Source organism: Arcobacter sp. F155 (genome assembly GCF_004116455.1).
GTDB lineage: Bacteria > Campylobacterota > Campylobacteria > Campylobacterales > Arcobacteraceae > Halarcobacter.
In genome coordinates, this window is the sequence record NZ_PDJU01000003.1 from 46,268 (window position 1) to 64,015 (window position 17,748).

At 30.1% G+C, this 17,748-nt stretch carries 14 protein-coding genes; 2 read left to right on the forward strand and 12 right to left on the reverse strand.

What is annotated here, in order from left to right; translation table 11 throughout:
• Positions 1-49: 49 nt before the first annotated feature.
• Both CRV03_RS04805 and CRV03_RS04810 read left to right on the forward strand, forming a co-directional pair.
• Positions 50-730, forward strand: coding sequence for a response regulator transcription factor (locus CRV03_RS04805; RefSeq protein WP_129084016.1), 681 nt, complete (start codon positions 50-52; stop codon positions 728-730).
• Positions 727-2,586, forward strand: coding sequence for a 7TM diverse intracellular signaling domain-containing protein (locus CRV03_RS04810; RefSeq protein WP_129084017.1), 1,860 nt, complete (start codon positions 727-729; stop codon positions 2,584-2,586). The genes CRV03_RS04805 and CRV03_RS04810 overlap by 4 nt, the downstream gene beginning before the upstream one ends.
• On the opposite strand, the gene CRV03_RS04815 is transcribed toward CRV03_RS04810, so the two are convergent.
• From CRV03_RS04815 to CRV03_RS04870, 12 genes are all read right to left on the reverse strand, one after another.
• Positions 2,572-3,267 carry an ABC transporter permease gene (locus CRV03_RS04815; protein WP_129084018.1) on the reverse strand — a complete coding sequence of 232 codons (696 nt, stop codon included), beginning with the start codon at positions 3,265-3,267 and terminating at the stop codon, positions 2,572-2,574. The two genes, CRV03_RS04810 and CRV03_RS04815, sit on opposite strands and share 15 nt — an antisense overlap.
• Positions 3,268-3,270: 3 nt before the next feature.
• Positions 3,271-4,167, reverse strand: a complete 897-nt coding sequence (locus tag CRV03_RS04820) for an NAD(P)H-dependent glycerol-3-phosphate dehydrogenase (RefSeq protein WP_129084019.1) — start codon at positions 4,165-4,167, stop codon at positions 3,271-3,273.
• 3 nt (positions 4,168-4,170) lie between these two features.
• On the reverse strand, positions 4,171-5,598 hold the full coding sequence (gatB, locus tag CRV03_RS04825; RefSeq protein ID WP_129084020.1) for an Asp-tRNA(Asn)/Glu-tRNA(Gln) amidotransferase subunit GatB: 1,428 nt from the start codon (positions 5,596-5,598) through the stop codon (positions 4,171-4,173).
• A gap of 10 nt (positions 5,599-5,608) precedes the next feature.
• Positions 5,609-6,433 carry a peptidylprolyl isomerase gene (locus tag CRV03_RS04830; RefSeq protein WP_129084021.1) on the reverse strand — a complete coding sequence of 275 codons (825 nt, stop codon included), beginning with the start codon at positions 6,431-6,433 and terminating at the stop codon, positions 5,609-5,611.
• 98 nt (positions 6,434-6,531) lie between these two features.
• The gene (locus CRV03_RS04835; RefSeq protein WP_129084022.1) at positions 6,532-9,372 is read right to left on the reverse strand and encodes an FAD-binding and (Fe-S)-binding domain-containing protein; all 2,841 of its coding nucleotides are present in this window, start codon (positions 9,370-9,372) and stop codon (positions 6,532-6,534) included.
• A 189-nt stretch (positions 9,373-9,561) separates the two neighbouring features.
• Positions 9,562-10,935 (reverse strand): TRAP transporter large permease subunit, encoded by a 1,374-nt coding sequence (locus tag CRV03_RS04840; RefSeq protein WP_129084023.1) that lies wholly within the window; start codon positions 10,933-10,935, stop codon positions 9,562-9,564.
• Entirely contained in the window at positions 10,932-11,558 is a 627-nt protein-coding gene (locus CRV03_RS04845) for a TRAP transporter small permease subunit (RefSeq protein WP_258239006.1), read from the reverse strand. The genes CRV03_RS04840 and CRV03_RS04845 overlap by 4 nt, the downstream gene beginning before the upstream one ends.
• 119 nt (positions 11,559-11,677) lie before the next feature.
• Positions 11,678-12,748: a TRAP transporter substrate-binding protein gene (locus CRV03_RS04850; protein ID WP_129084024.1), complete on the reverse strand. Its 1,071-nt coding sequence runs from the start codon at positions 12,746-12,748 to the stop codon at positions 11,678-11,680.
• A 173-nt stretch (positions 12,749-12,921) separates the two neighbouring features.
• Positions 12,922-13,566 (reverse strand): response regulator transcription factor, encoded by a 645-nt coding sequence (locus tag CRV03_RS04855; RefSeq protein WP_129084025.1) that lies wholly within the window; start codon positions 13,564-13,566, stop codon positions 12,922-12,924.
• On the reverse strand, positions 13,547-15,748 hold the full coding sequence (locus CRV03_RS04860) for an ABC transporter substrate binding protein (RefSeq protein WP_258239007.1): 2,202 nt from the start codon (positions 15,746-15,748) through the stop codon (positions 13,547-13,549). Before CRV03_RS04860 ends, CRV03_RS04855 begins: the two co-directional genes overlap by 20 nt.
• Positions 15,749-15,791: 43 nt before the next feature.
• The gene (locus tag CRV03_RS04865; protein ID WP_129084026.1) at positions 15,792-16,376 is read right to left on the reverse strand and encodes an LUD domain-containing protein; all 585 of its coding nucleotides are present in this window, start codon (positions 16,374-16,376) and stop codon (positions 15,792-15,794) included.
• Positions 16,366-17,748, reverse strand: a complete 1,383-nt coding sequence (locus tag CRV03_RS04870; RefSeq protein ID WP_129084027.1) for a lactate utilization protein B — start codon at positions 17,746-17,748, stop codon at positions 16,366-16,368. The genes CRV03_RS04865 and CRV03_RS04870 overlap by 11 nt, the downstream gene beginning before the upstream one ends.

Below are 17,748 nucleotides of genomic sequence, written 5' to 3' on the forward strand. Positions count from 1 at the left end.
AGTATTTACTAAATTTAAGATAAATTTTCACAGCTAAAAAAGGATAGAGTTGAAAGAGATTACGAAATATTTAAATATTTTAATTGTTGAAGATGATATTGAGATACAAAATAATCTAAAAAAAACTCTATCCTTACTCTTTAATCAAGTATTTATAGCAAATGATGGTGTAGAAGCATTAAAAAACTATAAAGAACTCGAAGTTGATATAATCATCAGTGACTATGTAATGCCTAATATGGATGGTTATGAGTTAAGTAAAAAAATAAGAGAAGAAAAAGACGATATTCCAATAATTATACTTTCAAGTTTTATGGATATCGAAAAACTACAAAAATGTATTCCTTTAGAGCTTACAAACTTTTTAGAAAAACCTATTGCCTTTGATAAACTCTTAGAACAAATAAATATTTCAATAGAAAAGCTTGAAAAAACAAATAGACTAAAATTTAAAATTACAGAAACAATCACATATTGTAAAAAGAAAAAGTGCTTATTAATTGATAATAATAAACTTGAATTAAGTCTATATGAATCAAAATTACTTGAACTTCTATGTGATTATAAAAACCAAATCATAGAGTTTGATACTATCATAGGCTTTCTAAGTAATAAAAATGAAGAAATCTCTAAAAATAGTGTCAAAAATATTGTCTATAGATTAAGAAAGAAACTTCCTATTGACTTGATTACTGCACATCGGAATTTAGGTTATTCCATAAATATATGATTAGATTTATAATAGTTCTATCTTGTCTTATTCAGTTTTCTTTTTCAGATACAATTGTCATAAATAATGACTTTGAAAAGACCTTATATAAAAGTACAAAAAAAGTATTTTCCACTCCTGAAAACTTATCTATAAAGAGTGTACAAAAAAAGGAATTTTCCAATACAAAAAAATCAAATTTTGCAAAAACTCCAAACTATATATGGACAAAATTTAATTTAGTAAATAATACCAATAGAAATAAAGAGCTATTTTTTAGAAATTTAAGACCTGGAATAGATTATATTGATGTCTATATAATAAAAAATAAAAAAGTACTAGATAGCTTTTTTTTAGGTGACTTAATACCTTATAATGAAAAAAGAGTTCTATCTAGAAAAAGTATCTTTAATTTTAATTTTGAAAAAAACTCTTCTTATGAAATATATATAAAGTATCAAAGTATAGGGGCAGTTACAAATCAATGGGAAATATTTACTCCCCATAACTTTTTCAGAGTAGAAACCATAGAGTCTATGATTTGGGGTATTATTTACGGAATCTTTATTTCTCTAATGATTTACAACAGTATTTTATACTTTATGACAAAAAATAGTGCTTTTTTATTTTATGTATTATCCACTCTATTTTCTGGACTTTATCTTTTAACATTAAATGGAGTTATATATCAATTAGACTTAGGTATAAATCTATATTTAGTTACTATTTCAACTTGGTATTTTGCTTACCTTTATATAATTTTTATTCTACTATTTATTATCAAGTTTTTTAATGAAAGAAAAGACTCAAGACTTTATAGACTAGTTAGAGCCTTGATTTTATTTCAGATATTTTCATTGTCTCTTTTAAGTATTGGCTTTTATGACAATACATACCACTATACTACATCAAGAATAGATACATTTGCTCTATTGTCTTTTCTTTTTATCTTTTTAATCTCAATATTTGAGTTTAAAAAAGAGAAAAACTATTCCTTGTATTTTCTTATAGGTCAAGCCATATATATTGTATGTTTTAATTACTATACTTTAGAAGTAATAGGAACAATAGAATCATATCAATACTCTTGGATTATATTACCAATAGGACTTCTATTAGAAGTGATTTTTATCTCTTTAGCTCTTAATGCAAAAATGAATATGGTTGAAAATGAAAAAGTAGAAATAGAACAACAACTTTTAGAGCAATCAAGATTTACAAATGCAGGAAGAACTATCTCATATATAATTCATCAAATTAAAAGACCTATCTCTCAATTAGGTAGCCAAATAAATTTGATTGAAGCAACATCAATGCTTGATAAAAAAAACCTTCCTTCAACTATAGAAGAAACTCTACCAAAGATAAAAACAACTCTTGAATATATAAATGAAGTAAACCATAGTGTAGATACCCTATTTTTAAATCCTCATGGAAAAGAAAGTTTTTCCCTATCTAAGCAATTAAATGTTTTGATCTCTTTATTGAGTGATTATTTACTAAAACATAATATTGAAGTTAAAAAAGAGTTTGAAGATATTGAAATAAAAACCTATAAAGGTTCTTTATCTAATGTTATTATGGTAATACTTGAAAATGCAATTTATGAACTAAAAAACCTTGATAAACAAAGGTTTATCAAAATATCTATTAAAACTATAAGTGGTCTAATTTATATAGAGATTGAAGACTCTGGAAATGGTGTAAATTGTGTAGAAACAATTTTTAGCTCTAGTTACTCAACAAAATTACATCAAGGAAGTGGTGTAGGTTTATCACTTGCAAAAATAATTACAGAGAAAAAACTTGAAGGTAAAATCTTAGCTATAAACACTTCTTTAGGAGCAAAATTTATACTAAAACTACCTATTAAATAGTTTTGCTTTTAATAAAAAATAAACTACCGCACTTATTCCTGCACTTGAAAGTGTCATTGCCATAATCATTATTTGATATCTAACAGCAATTAAAGGGTCAACCCCTGATAAGATTTGTCCTGTCATCATTCCAGGAAGAGCAACTAATCCAACTGCTAATAGTGAGTTTATTTGAGGTATCATACAGGCTTTAAAAGCTATTTGTCTAGCCTCAATGAAGTTTGTTCTTTCTATCTCTTTTTCAAAGCGTTCAACAGCCAAAGAAAGAGCATTCATAGTATTTGCAAAAACCATTCCTGCAAGTGGTATTACATACCGTGGTTCGTATAATTTTTCTAACTCTAATACGAATCCAACTATTAAGAAAAGATTGATTAAACCTGAAGCACTCACTGCTAAAAGTATCTGAAAATAGTGTTTAAAAGTTTTATCGTTAGTATTTCTAAGAGTAATCCAAGAAGCAACTACAATCATAAATAAAACTATAAATATACCTACGTTTAAGTCATCTGATTTGAAGATAAAAACAAGAAGATATCCAATAGTTATAAGCTGAATAATCATCCTTATACTAGCAACTAAAATATCAGATTTATCTTTTGTCCATTTATAGTAAAAGTACCATACAAAAACTAAGGGAATAAATGAAAGGGATAAGTTAAAAAATGAAATTGTACTCATTTTCTAACTTCTTAATAAGTCCTTTAGACTTTCGTGAGGATTCTTACCATCAAGAATAAGTTTTACCTCATTTGCAATTGGAGTATATATTTTATTTTTCTTTGAAAGTTTAAATACAGCCTCCGCTGTTTTAACACCCTCTGCTACTTCTCCAAGCTCTTCTAAAATAGTTTCTAAGCTTTTACCGCTTGCTAGACCAAGACCTACACGGAAATTTCTACTTAGTTCACTACTTGCTGTTAAAAATAGGTCACCTGCTCCACTAAGACCAAGGAAACTATCTTTTTTAGCTCCAAACTCTTTTCCAAATCTTTGCATCTCCACAAGACCTCTTGAGATAAGTGAAGCTCTAGCATTATTTCCAAGTTTTAAACCTTGACAAATCCCACTTGCTATTGCAAGTACATTTTTATATGCTCCACAAATTTCAGCACCTATTACATCTTCTGAGTAATAAGTCTTTAAAAATCTTGGGAACATAGGAGCAAACTTTTCATAAAGTTTTTTTGATTTTGAGTTTATTACAATAGCTGCTGGTAAAGCTTGTATAACTTCACTAGCAAAAGATGGACCAGAGATAAAACCTATATTTTTACTTGGTACAAACTCTTCATAGATTTCATTTAAAAACTCTCCGGTACTAGCTTCAATACCTTTAGCTGCTACAAGTATTTTTTGCCCAGAGAATACAAAGTTTTCTTGTAACCACTCTCTTACTTCTTGAGCAGGAATAGCAATAACTAAGTATTCACACTCTAGTGCAGTTTGTAAATCTACAAAATTGTCAATATCTCTTTTTGTTCTTGAAGTTATTAAGCATTTTTGGTTTTGACTAAGAGCGAAGTGAAGAGCTTGTCCCCACTTACCTGCTCCAATTACTGCAATAGATTTTTCAGCCATTTATTACCCTAATCTTTGTTTTAAAAGTTCATTTACTTTTTGTGGATTTGCACTACCTTTAGATGCTTTCATTGTTTGACCAACAAAGAATCCAAATAGTTTCTCTTTTCCACCTCTGTACTGCTCTACTTTATCTTCATTTGCTGCTAATATTCCATCAATGATTTCTAAAATAGCACCATCATCAGATACTTGTTTTAATCCAAGTTCATCAATAACTGCATCAATTTCACTTTCAGGTTTTTCCATTAAAAAATCAAGTACTTCTTTTGCAGCTTTTCCAGAGATAGTTCCATCTTCAATAGCTTTTACAACACCTGCAAGTTTCTTAGCATCTACTGGTGAATTTTCTAAAGTCATTCCTTCAGTAAATCTTGCTGGTAATTCAACAGTTAACCATGTTGCTGCATTTTTACCTGTAATTCCTTCTTTCATCATCTCATCAAAGAAGTTTGCAGTCTCTAAATTTGCAGTAATAACTGAAGCATCATACTCTTTGATACCAAAGTCATTTACAAATCTTTGTTTTTTCTCATCTGGAAGTTCTGGGATTTGTGAATATTTTTCCATCATTTCATCAGTAATAACTACTGGTAAAAGGTCTGGGTCTGGGAAATATCTATAATCAGCAGCATCTTCTTTACCTCTCATAGATCTAGTTTCACCTTTTTCTGGGTCAAATAGTCTTGTTTCTTGAACAATCTCTGTATCGTGAACTCCATCTTCCCAAGCTTCAATATGTCTATTTACTTCATATTTAATTGCTTTTTCAATGAATTTAAATGAGTTCATATTTTTGATTTCACATCTTGTATATAACTTATCATCACCCTTTGGTCTAATAGATACGTTAACATCTGCTCTAAATGAACCTTCTTGCATATTTGCATCTGAAATTCCAAGATATCTTACAATTGAGTGAAGCTTTTTAAGATATAAAATTGCTTCTTCAGATGTTCTCATATCTGGTTCAGAAACGATTTCAAGAAGTGGTGTTCCAGCTCTATTTAAATCCACATGAGAAACACTTCCTGCATGGATACTTTTCCCTGCATCATTCTCTAAGTGAGCTCTTGTTACACCAATAGTTTTACTTGTTCCATCTTCAAAGTCAATTACTAATTCACCAAGTCCTACAACAGGAACTTCGAATTGAGAAATTTGGTATCCATTTGGTAAGTCTGGGTAGAAGTAATTTTTTCTATTAAATATAGATTTTTTATTTATTTGTGATTTTAAAGCAGTTCCTAGCATAATTGCTTTATGCACTGCTTCTTTATTTAATACAGGAAGAGCTCCTGGAAGTCCTAAACAAGTTGGACATACGTTTGTATTTGGTTCTTCTCCAAAGCTTGTTGCACAAGAACAAAACAGTTTACTATTTGTATTTAATTGAACGTGTACTTCTAATCCAATAATTACTTCAAACATCTATTTCCTTTTATCTTACTATTTTAATATCTGCAGATAGTTTTAATTTCTCAAAATAGTCTTTTAAATATTTCTTTTCTCTATCTTGCATAATCATGTTAAAAATTCTATCTTTTACATCTTCAAAAGCTAAAGTTTGTTGATTTCCCTTATCTTTAATTAATAAAGAAATATATTGCTTATTTGATGTGAAAACAGGAGTAAATTGATTAACTTTTGTCTCGTTTAAAATATACTTTAACTGAGGGTTTAAATTAGCTTGGTTTAATTCAATAGCTGCTTTTTTAACATCTTTTACATTTACCATTGGGTTGCTAATAGCCTTTTTTAAAGCTGCATTATCTACTGAAGAGTATTGAACTGCTCTTACAGTTGAAGCTGTAGAAAAAAGATTTTTATTGTTATCATAAAAAATTCTTAAATCATCTTCATTTGCAATTTTAATATTTCCTCTAACAAGTTTTCTTGTAAGTTTTTGTCTAATAATTTGCTGTCTAGTTTGCTCTTCATATGCATTATAGTCTTGGTATTTTTGTTTAATTAAAGATTTAAAAGTATATAAATCCATACCATTTGATGCTGCAATCTTTTCTAAGTAGTTGTTTACATCAAAAATATCTGCTGTGATATTGTGTTCTTCAACTAATTGATCAAATAAAACCTCATCAATAAGTTGCGCTACAGCTTTATCTTTAGGAAGGTTAGCTTGAGCTTTTCTCTTTTCAATATCATAAAGAGTAATTGGTTCATCATTCACAGTTAATGCAATTGCGTCTACTAGTTGAGCAAAAGACATTGTAGTTAACGTTAAGAAAACAAGAAGTAGTTTAGTCATAATTTTAATCCTTTTTGTAACTATCAAACTTTTATTTGATATAAAAACAGATATTTTACCAAATTAATAGTAAATATCTGTTTTGTTATAAAAGAAGATTATTTATTTTTTGAAATAGTACACTTATCAATTAAATAGAAAATAGAGTTATAATCTAAACCTGATGTTTCACTAAGTCCTATTTCACAAGTTTTAGAAGTAGAGAAAGCATATTTTGCCTCTTTTACATCATCTTTTAAAAATCTAAGTGCAGATTGGTTAAGTTCAGGGAAGTTAAATCCTCTATCTCCTGCAAAACCACAACACTTAACATTTTCTGGAACTATTACATTTGTTGAACACATTTTTGCTAGTTCTATAAACTTTTCATGTAATCCCATTTTTCTTGAAGAACAAGTAGTATGAATAGTTATTGGTTCATCCATTTGAGTAAAATCAAGATTCTCTTTTAGTACATCTAAAGTAAATTCTATTGGCTCATAAATTTTCATTTTTCCATCAAAACTCTCAAGCATCTTTTTTGTACAAGGACTAGTATCACAAAGAACTGGATACTCTCCAAAGTTACTAACTTCTTGTAAAGCATGCTCTAGCTCATCACTTTTTAGTTTTGCTTGTTTATTGAAACCTTTTGAAGAGAATGGCATACCACAACATAAACCATCCATATTTTCAGGGAATAGTATTTGGTATCCAGCTTTTTGAAGTAGCCTAACTGTTACATCAAATAGTTCTTCTTCAACTGTTGTTTTACTATCTCTTCCCATTGTTCTATTTATACAAGAAGGGAAATATACAACTTTTTTATCTACAAGTTTTTGTTCAAAGTTAGTATCTATTGAAGTTGGTCTTGGCAGACTTGCACTCCATTTTGGTAAGTTTCCTTTTGTTAAGTCTCTCATAGAAGAAGTGAAACCTTCCATACTTGGTGTTCCAATCATCTTATGAAGTAGATTTGCTCCACCTAATCCAAACTTCATCCCCTTTAAGGTTGTAGAGAAATTATTTGCTACAAAAGAAGCAATTTTATCAGCCCTTGGACTCAACTGCTCTGTTCTTAAATACTTAGTTAAACTTCCCGTATCAATCTTAACGGGACATGCAGTAGAACATAAAGAACAAGTTGCACAAGTCTCTATTCCATCATATTGATAAAGGTCTTTATACTCTTTTGCTTCTTCATGATTTCCTTCTCTTTCGAGCTTTGAAATCTCTCTGTTTATTACAATTCTTTGTCTAGGAGTTAAAGTAATATCATTTGAAGGACAAGTAGGCTCACAGAATCCACACTCAATACAAGTATCAACTAACTCATTTGTTGCAGGCATTGCTTTTAGGTTTTTTAAGTGTGCTTCTGCATCATCATTTATGATAACACCTGGATTTAAAAGTCCTTTTGGGTCAAATACTTCTTTAATTCTTTTCATCATAGAATAAGCAGTTTTACCCCACTCTACTTCAATAAATGCAGCCATATTTCTACCTGTACCATGCTCAGCTTTTAAACTTCCTTGATACTTAACTGCAACAGAAGAAACAACATCATTCATAAACTCATCATATCTTTTAACTTCAGATTCAATTGAGAAGTCTTGAGTAAATACAAAGTGAAAGTTTCCTTCTAAAGCATGACCAAAGATTAAAGCTTCACTATAACCATGTTTTTTAAATAGTGCTTGTAGTTCCAATGTAGCTTCAGCTAATACTTCAATAGGATATGCAACATCTTCAATAATAACAGTTGTTCCAACTTCCCTTACAGCTCCAACTGCTGGGAAAAGACCTTTTCTAATCTTCCAGTAAAGAGTGTATTCCGCTACATCTTTTGTAAAGTAAATACCTCTAACAACCGAGAACTCTTCAAGAAGTTCTTCAAGCTCTTTAATTTGAACATTTAATGACTCATCATTTATTGCTCTTGTCTCAATTAAAAGTGCAGTTACATTCTCATCAAAATCTTTGATATATTCTGGCATAGCTGGGTCATTTTCAATACTTGCAAGTCCAGCTCTATCCATAAGCTCAACCGCATCTACAGTAATAGTTTTTGCTTCACGTGCAAGTTTGATTTTAGTAACCGCATTACATGCTTCTTTTACATCTTTAAAATAAATAAGTGCACTTGCTTTATCTTTTAAATCTTCAACTGTTTCATAAGTAATCTCTTCAATAAAGGCTAAAGTTCCTTCACTTCCAATGATTAAGTGCTCTAAAATTTCAAATACATCATCAAAATCAATTAATGCATTTATTGAGTAACCACATGTATTTTTGATTTTAAACTTTTTTGCAATTAAAGCAGATAACTCTTCATCACTTTTTGTTTCATTGGCAATTTTTTCTAAACCTTCTACTAAATCTTTGTGAGAAACTCTAAAGGCTTGTTTTGATTCTTCGCAAGCTGTATCTAGTTTTGTACCATCTGCAAAGATTAACTTCATTGATTTTAAAGTTTTATATGAGTTTTGTGAAATTCCACAACACATACCTGAAGCATTATTTGCAGCAATTCCACCAATCATAGCGGCATTGATACTTGCAGGATCTGGTCCAATCTTTTTACCATAAGGAGCTAGTAGATTGTTTACTTCTTGTCCAGTAAGTGCAGGTTGTAAAGTAATAGCACTTTTATCATCAGAGATTCTAAAATCCCTAAAGTTTCTTGATGTAACAATTAAAATAGAATCACTGATAGCCTGACCTGAAAGTGAAGTTCCTGCTGCTCTAAAAGTAACACTTAATTCCATAGCATTTGATAGTTTTAGTATCTCTTCAACTTCTTTTGCATTATCTGTTTTGATTACAATTTTTGGAATTAATCTATAAAAAGAGGCATCCGTTCCATATGCTAATGTATGTAACTTATCTGTAAATAGGTTTTTAGCATCAATTACTTTTGATACTTCATTATAAAAATCTTGGTATTTTCCTTCTAACATTTTTGTTTCCTTATAAATTTTTCTTTGTTAAATTTATAATTAAATGCTATTCAAGGCGTGGGACAGTATATATTCTTTGTTGTGGGTCATCAATAAAAGAGTACATCCTATCTTTTGTTTTAAAAACTAGATTAGTTAATAGCTTTAAAAAGCTTGACATGATGTACTCCTTTTTTAAATAGTATTATACTACATATCTGCAGACATTCCAAAGAATTCTGGATAGAATGCTACGATACATAGAACAATTACCTGTATAACAATAAATGGTAACACCCCTCTGTAGATTTGTGCTGTTCTAACTGATGCTGGTGCACACCCTTTTAAGTAGAACAGAGAGAACCCAAATGGTGGTGTTAAGAACGATGTTTGTAAGTTCATTGCAATTAAAATTGCGAACCATACAGGGTTAATATCAAGTGCCATTGCTACTGGAAGTAGAATTGGAACAATAATATAAGAAATCTCAATAAAGTCAATGAAGAATCCTAAAACTAAGATTGCTAACATTGTAAAGATAATGAATCCCCATTTTCCATCACCTGGTAAACTCATCATTACATGCTCAACAATCTCTTCTCCACCAGTATAAGAGAATACCATAGAGAATGCTGTTGCACCAATTAAGATACCAAATACCATTGAAGTTACTTTAACAGACTCTAAAGCTGCTTCTTTTACCATACTAACTGCAAATGTTCTATATAAAACTGCAAGTAAAATTGCACCAATACATCCAACAGCTGCTGATTCAGTAGGAGTTGCAATACCTGCAAAAATAGAACCAAGAACTAAGATAATAAGAGTTAATGATGGAATAATATCAATTAAAGCTCTTACAACTTGTTTTTTCTTATCCCCTCTACTTGGGTCTGCTGGAATTGCAGGAGCAAAATCTTTTTTCACATATGAAACTACAAGAATAAATAGAATATATGCTGCTACTAAAGTAAGTCCAGGACCAACTGCTGCTTTAAACAGGTCACCAACTGGAACTTGGAATACATCCCCTAAAATAATTAATACAATTGAAGGAGGAATAATCTGTCCAAGTGTACCTGAGGCACAGATTGTACCTGTAGCTAATTCTGTATTATATTTATACTTAAGCATTACAGGAAGGGAAATAACACCCATCGCAACAACTGAAGCACCAACAACACCTGTTGAAGCTGCAAGTAAAGTACCAACTAATACTGTAGAGATAGCAACACCACCTCTAATCTCTCCAAATAAGAATCCCATAGATTCTAATAATTTTTCTGCAAGTCCTGTTTTTTGTAAAACAATTCCCATAAAGATGAACATTGGAATTGCCATTAAAATAGTACTTTGCTGAATAGAGTAGATTCTAAAAGGCATATAATCAAACATTGCTATACCTTCAACCCATCCCTCAGAGATAAGTTGCGCTATAGCTGTACCTTCTTCTGCATAAGCAAAGATTTCATAGAACCCTGCGAAGATACCAAAAAATACTGAAACTGCTGCAAATGTAAATGCTACTGGAAATCCAATAATTAGCATAAACAGTGCAGTAAAGAACATTACTATACCAATCATTTAGAATCTCCTTTTTTGTCCTCATTCTCAAAAGGGTCAATATCTACAACATGATGTTTTTTCTCACTTAAATCACATTTTAGATTTTCAATCTCACCTTTTAAATTATATTCATCCATTGGGTGTAACCCTTTATAAATATTTAGATTTCTAATAAAGAATCCAATTGTTGTAATAATCAATAAAAAGAAAGATAAAGGAATAAGCCCTTTTACAATCCATCTATATGGAAGACCACCTGGATCGCCACTTTGCTCCATTGATAAATATGCTTCATAAGCATTGTTAATTGAACTAAGTCCTACTAAAATAGCAATTGGTAAAATGAATAATACAGCACCTACCATATTAACCATTGCCTTTCTTTGTGGGCTAAATCTATCATATACTAAGTCAACTCTTACGTGACCATCTTCTTTTAGAGTATAAGCAACTCCTAGAAGTATAATTACAGAGAAGAAATGCCATTCCATCTCTTGCATAGCAATACTTCCTGATTTAAAAAAGTATCTCATAACTACATCATAAAATACGTTTAAAATCATCAGAACCATTGCTATTGCTGTTATCAGTCCAATAAAGTCCGCAAACTTATTGAATCCTTTCTCAAGTTTTAACAACATAAAAATCCTTTGGGTGTGTTGTAATAAGTAAGATAAAGATATCTCATTGATCTATGTTTATGTTACTCATTGTATAAAAAAACCCCTTAAAGGGGTTTTTTGTAAGAATAAAGACAATTTTATAAGTTGTCTTTTAAGTAGATATAATCAGACATTTTAGTCCACTCTCTAACTTTCTTTTGGTAAGCTTCTTGAGAATCTAAAATCTCTTTTAATAAAGGTTGACCTTTAACCATCTCTTCTCTTAACTCAGCATTTGCTTTTTTCATAGCGTCCATAACTGGTTTTGGGAAAGTTTTGATTTTGATATTTGGATAATCTTTTTCAATTTTTGCCCAAGCTTCAGAACTCATGTGATAGTTTTGAATATACATATCATATGCAGACACTCTCATAGCAGTAATTAAGATTTGTTGTAAATCTTTTGGTAACTTTTTGAATTTTCTCTCATTTACTAAGAATTGTAAATCTAATCCTGGCTCATGCCATCCTGTATAGTAGTAAGGAGCAATTTTATTGAATCCCATGTTGATGTCCATTCCAGGCCCAACCCACTCTAATGCGTCAATAGTTCCTCTTTCAAGTGAAGTATATAATTCACCTGGAGCAATATTTGTTACTGTTAATCCTAGTTTTGCCATAACTTCACCAGCAAATCCTGGGATTCTCATTTTAAGACCTTTTAAATCGTCAACAGTGTTGATTTCTGTTCTAAACCAACCACCCATTTGATTTCCAGAACTTCCACCAGGGAAAGATAGTACTTTATGTTTTTTATAAACTTTTTTCATAAGTTCCATACCACCACCGTGATAGAACCATGAATATTGTTCAGGTGTAGTCATCCCAAATGGCATTGTACTAAATGGTAAAGTGTTGATATCTTTACCTTTCCAGTAATATGATGCAGAGTGACCCATGTCATACTGACCACCTTTTACCATATCTAGAATTCCAAGTGCAGCTTTATGTTTGTTTGAAGCGTCTACTCTGATAACAAGTCTACCATCAGACATCTCTTCAACAAGTTTTGCCATATTTTTAGGTGCGTCAATAAATGGTGATAAAGTTGGCCCCCAAGTAGTTGCCAGTTTCCATTTATATACTTTTTTTGCTAAAGCTTCAGAACCTAATCCCGCAATAAGTGCTGCAGCCATAAGTAGTTTAGTTGATTTACCAAACATCTTCATGTAATCTCCTTTTTTTTGTGTCTCATGGAAATTGTAACTGCCAGAAATGAAAAAGATATGATATTTTAGATTTTTTTGAGAAAAAAACCCCATAAAATATAGGGTTTTGAGCATATGTTCACCAAATTAATGATTTTTTAAGAAATTGCTATTTTAATGCTATTTTTGACTATTTAGTCAGTTTTAAAAATATATCCTGTATCTACAACTGTATGAATGTAATCTTTTTTTACTACTTTTCTTAGTCTTCTAACTAAAGATCTAATTGATTCAATTGAAGCAAATGAACCTTCCCAAACATAACTTTCAATTGCAGAATAAGTAAGTACTTGATTTTTCTTTGTTAAAAAAAGATTCATTAGAAGTCTCTCTTTTTTTGTTAGTCTTTGTTCTTCATTATCTATACATAAAGTTGAAGACTTATAATCAAAATATGAGTTCTCATCAAAATGCTCTTTTTCATCTTTTACTTGACAAAGTTTTTCAACCTTTATCTCTAACTCATCTATAAAGAATGGCTTTTTTAAATAGTCATTACATCCAAAGTCGTAAGCCTCTTTTATCATATCAAGTTCAACAGTAGCACTTATAATGATGATTGGAACTTCACTGTAATAACTTCTAATCTTTTTTAAGATATTTATTCCATCGATATTTGGCACATTTATATCAAGAATAAAGCAAGAAAAACCTTCATCTATGTTGTTTAAAGCCTCTTGCCCATCTATATAGCTAAAGACTTTATACCCTTTTAGCTCTAATCTTTTTTTAATAGTTGCATTTAGTTTTTTGTTATCTTCAAGTAGTAGGATTTTCATTTTGTGCCTCTTTCTTTGGAAGTTTTATAGTAAAGACTACATTCTCGTCTTTATTTTGTACTGTAATTTGCCCATTCATCTTATCTTCAACAATTACCTTTGCCATATAAAGACCAAAGCCAGTACCTCTTTTTTTAGTAGTAAAATATGGCTCGAAAATTTTATCAATGATATTTGCTTCAATATTTCCACCATCATCAATTATTTCTATTATATTATATTTTTTACTTTCATCTACATTAATTGTTAAATTGTATTTTACATTTGTTTGTTTATCTATAATTTTATTTTTTGCATTGTTTATAAGATTTAATAAAACCTGTTTAAACTCATTTTCATAACCATAAATAAGTAAATCATCACCTTCGTAGTTATAGTTTACTTTCATATTAATATTCGAGTAGAAAATCTGTTTTCCAATAATCTCAAAAATCTCTTCAAAAGAGTTTTTAATTGAGAAGATAATCTTTTTTGTAGAAGGTTTTAAAAAGTTTCTAAAATCACTTAATGTTTTTGACATATATTTTATTTGCACCATTGAATCATTAACAAACTCTTGAACCTGAGAGTTTTTTAACTCTCCTAATAAAAATGATGTCTGAATATCTTGAACCTCAGCAGAAAGCTCTACAAGTGGCTCATTCCATTGGTGGGCAATTGCTGCAACCATATCACCCATTTCAGCTAACTTACCTTGTTGTATTAAAAACTGCTTTTGCTGAATTCGCTCTGTTATATCATCCATAATACATACAATTCCACCAATAGAACTATCATTATCTAGATAAACAGCTTTTTTGATAATTATATGTTTCATTTGATTGTCAGATAGGTGTAAAGTTATCTCTGAAGTATCTGTTCCAAAAGTTCTTAATAGCTTTTTATCAACTGCTTCATTTTTTCTTGCAATATCAGGGGCAAAGAAATCTTTAGCTGTTTTTCCAATCACATCTTTTTTTGGAATATTTAAAAGTTCAGAAAAGGCTTTATTGCAACCTAAAAACTTTCCATCTTTATTTTTATAGTAAATTGCATTTGGTAAAGTATCTAATAAAACTTTATCAAACTTAATTCTATTTTGTAGGTCTTTCTCAACTCTCATTCTTCTTTGAATATTTGCTTTCATAGAAAAAACCATAATTAAAAGGATTCCAATAATTATGATTATAACTACTACTAACTTTGTATATTTTCTAAAAAAACCATGGGGTTCATTTATAAGCTCATACTCTTTTAAAATATTTTCAACACTTAAATCAAATCTATCTAACTCTTTATAGTCAAAAATATATCTATTTGGAGATTTTTCTATAACAGGAATTTCTTTTACACTTTTGCCATTTAAAACTTGTAAGGTCATATTTGCAACTGCTTCACCTTGAGCCTTTGCAGAAGTTAATAAACCTCCAACCATTCCATAATCTAAATAAAAATCCCAAAGTCCATATGTGGGAACTTGGCTTACTTCATATATTTTTTTAAAACTCTGTTTATAGGTAAAAAATTTTCCTGTTTTGTCTTTAAATAAAAGTACAAATAAAAGTGCACTCTTCTTTTTATCTAGATTTACAACCTTCTTTTTTAGATTATCAATATCTAAATTATCTACATACTCGATATCTATCTTTTCAGAATACTTCTCAATTACAGGCCTTAAGTCTCTTTTTACTGCAAGTCCTGTTTTTGATTTATCATTTATTATAAGTAGTTTTTCTAGTTCTGGTTGCATACGAAGAATAAGTTCAAAGTTTTTCTCTAAATCAACTTGTTCAACTACCCCTGTCATATACTCTTTCATATTGTTTTCGCCAAGTAAAGCTTTATCGAAATTATTGATTCCACAAAATAGTATTGGTAAATCTTTAAAGAGGTACTCATGGTATCTTATTGCAAACTCAAAAGCATTATTATCACTAACAATGATAAGGTCAAAATTTCTTGTTGAAAATTGTTCTTTGTAAAGTTGTGCTAATTTATTTAAGTAATTAGGTGTAGCTACATGTTTTGTATCCATGTAAATAGTAGTAAGGTCTATGTCTTTTTCATTTTTAAACTTCTTCTCTATTTCTAAAGAGATATCATCACTCCATTTGTATCCTTTATGATAAGAATGAAGTAACAACACCTCTTTAGAAGCGAATAAAGAACTTAAAAACAGTAATAAAATTAACAGTAATCTCAAAATAATCCTTATGTTATCTTTCAATTATAACATAATTAGCAAACTATTCTACAAAAATTACATATCCTGATTTTGGACCGTGCGCTCCAATTACCAATGACTGTTCAATATCAGCAGTTTTTGAAGGACCACTAATAAACGCTCCATAAGAAGGCTCACCAAATGAGATTAATTCATAAGCTTCATGCATATTGTTTACAATTGCACTTTTTTCTAATACAAGAATGATATTTTGTGCAATAAAATATAAAGCTCTGTGTCTGTTGTCTCTATTTTTAACCCAAACAGCACCATTTTCAGCAACTGCAAACTCACCTTTAACAACAGCTAAATCAATATCTTTTAGATTATGTGGGTCTGCTTCCTCATTTGCATCAAAATTTGCTAATGAAAAACCTTCAATATTTGAAGTTATAAGTTTTTCATCTGGATATAAAGATTTAATTGTTTCTTCTAACTCTTCTTTTTTTATAAATAAAGCTTTCCCACCAACTGACTCAAGCATAGTTGAAAAGTGTGAATGTTTATCTTCAAAAGTTAAGCCAAAGTTTGAGTAATCTGGTAAACTAGTATCTTGAACTACATTGTTAGTTCTAATATTCTTTAATATTAATTCTTTACTTGTCATTTCCAAACTCCTCTTTATAAATCTCTTTAAAACTCTTCTTAGGCATAGTAGGAATATCTCTTTGTTTTCCCCAAACATTAAATCTATTATAAATCATAAATTTAGGTAAAAATGGTACCACTTTTCTGGCTACCTTTCCTGCAAAATCAAATAGTGCTGGTTTACTCATTAGCCAAGAAGCAAACTGCATTGATAATCTTTTTTGATTAGAGATAATATTTTTCTCTCTTAGGTCTTGTCTATGTGTGTAAAGCTGCGAATCTAAGTCAATCTTCACAGGACAAACATTTGAACATGAACCACAAAGTGTACAAGCAAAAGATAGTGTTTTATGCTTTTTTGGGTCTCTAAATGTTCCTAGTGTTGAACCAATTGGTCCAGGAATAACATAGTCATATGAGTGACCACCTGACCTTCTATAAATAGGACAAGTATTCATACAAGCACCACATCTAATACAGTTTAATGCTTTTTTATAAGATTCTGATTGTAAAAATGGTGTTCTTTTGTTATCTACAATTACAATATGCATCTGTCCACCTTCAACTGGACCGTGAAAGTGTGATGTATATGAAGTGATTGCTTGACCAGTAGCACTTCTTGCAAGTAGTCTTGTAAATACAGATAAGTCTTGAAGTCTAGGAACTACTTTTTCAATTCCCATACATGCAATATGAAGTTTAGGTAAAGAAGCACCCATATCTGCATTACCTTCGTTTGTACAAACTACAACTCCCCCGGTATTTGCAATTGCAAAGTTAACCCCAGTAATACCAGCATCTGCATCTAAGAACTTTTGTCTTAAATCAGCTCTTGCTGCTCTTGTTAAATATGTTGGGTCATAGTTTCCTTTTTCAGTTCCCATTTTTTCATGGAAAGTATCAGAAACATCTTGCTTTTTTAAGTGAATTGCTGGAAGTACAATATGTGAAGGTGGTTCATTTCTTAGTTGAACAATTCTTTCACCTAAATCTGTATCAATAACTTCCATTCCTTTAGATTCTAAATAAGGATTTAAGTGACACTCTTCTGTTAGCATAGATTTTGATTTAACAACTTTTTTAACATTGTTTTCACTTAAAATTCTATGTACTATTTCATTGTGTTCTTTTGCATCTTTTGCAAAGTGAACTTTTATTCCCTTTGCATTTGCATTTTTTTCAAACTCTAAAAGATATTTATCTAAGTTTGCCATAGTATGAGACTTGATTTGGTCAGCATACCTTCTTAATGTTTCCCACTCTGGAATAGTTTTAGTAGTTCTATCTCTTTTTTCTCTTACAAACCAAAGAGCTTGGTCATGCCAATGCATTCTTTCATCATTTGCCACAAACTCTTTAGCTTTTGCTGGATGGTCATGTAAAACACTCAT